We start from the raw sequence: 2,262 nt of genomic DNA, 5'->3' as shown, positions 1-2,262 counted from the left end.
GGGATGATCGAGCGCACCGCGTGGCTTCCCTCCCCCTTGAGGGGAGGGGTCCGAAGGACGGGTGGGGGTCGCAGGCGGAGCCTGCAAGAAAAAACATAGGCGATTGCCCTGCCGTTCACCGGAAGAGGGTGCCGGCAGGCAGGTGAGGGGTAGCGCGGCGCCGTCACTTCGCCACCTCCGTCAGGCTGACGCGGGCGATGCGCAGCGTGATCAGCACCACGGCGAGGCAGAGCACCAGAAGCACCAGCGCATAGGCGGCGCCGCGGTTCCAGTCGCCGCCCTCGAAGAACCAGTTGTAGATGATCTCGGTGAACCAGCGGCTGCCCGGTGCGCCGAGCAGGGCGGGCGCCACATAGCTGCCGGCGGCAAGCATGAAGGTGAAGACGCAGCCCGTCGCGATGCCGGCCTTGGCATGCGGGACGACGACGCGCCAGTGGATGCGCCAGGTGGCGGCGCCGAGATCGCGGGCCGCCTCGATCTGCGATTTGTCGAGGGATTCGATCGCGTTGTAGATCGGAAAGAGCATGAACAGGATGTAGGCATAGGTCATGCCGGCCAGCACCCCGCCGTCGCCATACCAGCGCACGGGCTCGTCGATGATGCCGAGCGTCAGGAGCAGGGCGTTGAGCGGGCCGCGGAAGGCCAGCAGGATGTACCAGGCGAGCGTCCTCAGCACCTCGTTGATCCAGAAGGGGATGGTGAGGCCGAGAAGCACGATCGCCGTCTGGTTGGGCGTCGCGTGCTGGGCCAGCCAGAAGGCAAGGGGATAGCAGACGAGGAAGGTGACGAAGGCGACGAGCGCGCTGGCCCAGACGGTCTTCAGGAAGATCGCCCGGTGCACGCCCTCATTGGCGAGATAGAGGATGTTGTCGAGCGAATAGACGTCGTTCGGCCCGCCGACCTGCGAGGGCGGCAGGTTGGGCCGCAGCGCATAGTCGATCATCATCACGTTCGGCGCCAGCACCATGCCGGCAAGCCACACCGCCACCAGCGCCAGGAACAGCGTGCCGAGGCCACCGCCGAAGCGTCTGTAGAGCTCAGCCATGCGGCAGCACCACCGCATTCCTGCTGTCGAAGCCGAAGCCCGCCCGCGCGCCGATGGCGGGCGCCGCGGCGAGCTCGGTGCTGGCGATGGAGGCGACCAGCCGCGTGCCATCGTCACTCGCCCCGTAGGCAAGGGCGAAGGCACCCTCGAAATCGATCCGCTCGATGGTCGCCGACAGCGTGTTCTCGGCGCCGTTTCCGGGCTTCAGCGCCTCGGGCCGCACATAGAGCCTGGCATTGCCGCCGCTCGTCAGCTGCGCCCCGGCCCGGCCGCGAAGCGTGCCATGCGCGCAATCGACCACGGCAATGCCGTCCTCGACGCTCTTAACCGTGCAGGAAATCGCGTTGGTCTCGCCGACGAAGGTGGCGACGAAAGGCGTCGCCGGATTGTCGTAGAGCTCGCGCGGCGCGCCCACCTGCTGCACCACGCCGGCGCTCATCACCGCGACCCGGTCGGACATGGCGAGCGCTTCGGACTGGTCGTGCGTGATGTAGATGAAGGTGACCCCCGTCCGCTTCTGCAGTGCGCGCAGCTCGGCGCGCATGTGCTGGCGCAGCTTCAGGTCGAGCGCCGAGAGCGGTTCGTCGAGCAGCAGCACCTGCGGCTCGACGGCAAGGGCCCGCGCGATCGCCACGCGCTGCCGCTGGCCGCCCGATAACTCGCCCGGCATGCGCTCGCCGAAACCCTCGAGAGCGATGAGCTTCAGGAGCTCCTCGGCCTTCCTGCGCCGCTCCGCCTTGGAGACGCCGCGCGCTTCCAGGCCGAAGGCGATGTTCTCCCACACCGGCATCAGCGGAAACAGCGCCAGCGACTGGAAGATCATGGCGGTGGGGCGCTGGTTGGGACCGAGGGCAGCCATGTCCCTGCCGCCGATCAGGATCTTTCCCTCGGTCGGCTGCAGGAAACCGGCGATGACGCGCAGCAGCGTGGTCTTGCCGCAGCCGGAAGGTCCCAGGATCGAGAAGAACTCGCCGCCTTCGACGGTGAAGGAAACATCGCTGACGGCCCGCGTCGCACCGAACGACACGCCGACCTGATGAAGCTCTACGGAATGCGACATGGTCCCCCGGTTTCTGGTGTTGCTGGCTGCCTGCGCCCGCCCCTCACCCTTACCCTCTCCCCGTGAACGGGGAGAGGGGGTCGCCCACGTTGCGGCCATCCTCCTTCTCCCCGCCTGCGGGGAGAAGGTGCCGGCAGGCGGATGAGGGGCGGGCGCT

General features: G+C 68.0%; 2 protein-coding genes. Both read right to left on the bottom strand.

The window, feature by feature from the left end:
- Positions 1-163: 163 nt before the first annotated feature.
- Positions 164-1,045, bottom strand: a complete 882-nt coding sequence (locus NUU27_RS25270; protein WP_257765051.1) for an ABC transporter permease — start codon at positions 1,043-1,045, stop codon at positions 164-166.
- On the bottom strand, positions 1,038-2,105 hold the full coding sequence (locus NUU27_RS25265; RefSeq protein WP_257765050.1) for an ABC transporter ATP-binding protein: 1,068 nt from the start codon (positions 2,103-2,105) through the stop codon (positions 1,038-1,040). Before NUU27_RS25265 ends, NUU27_RS25270 begins: the two co-directional genes overlap by 8 nt.
- Positions 2,106-2,262: the final 157 nt, after the last annotated feature.

The sequence above is a fragment of the Nitratireductor sp. ZSWI3 genome, from assembly GCF_024655565.1.
GTDB lineage: Bacteria > Pseudomonadota > Alphaproteobacteria > Rhizobiales > Rhizobiaceae > Nitratireductor.
Note: the sequence above shows the minus strand (reverse complement) of the source record. Positions and strands in the feature narration are given on the sequence as shown.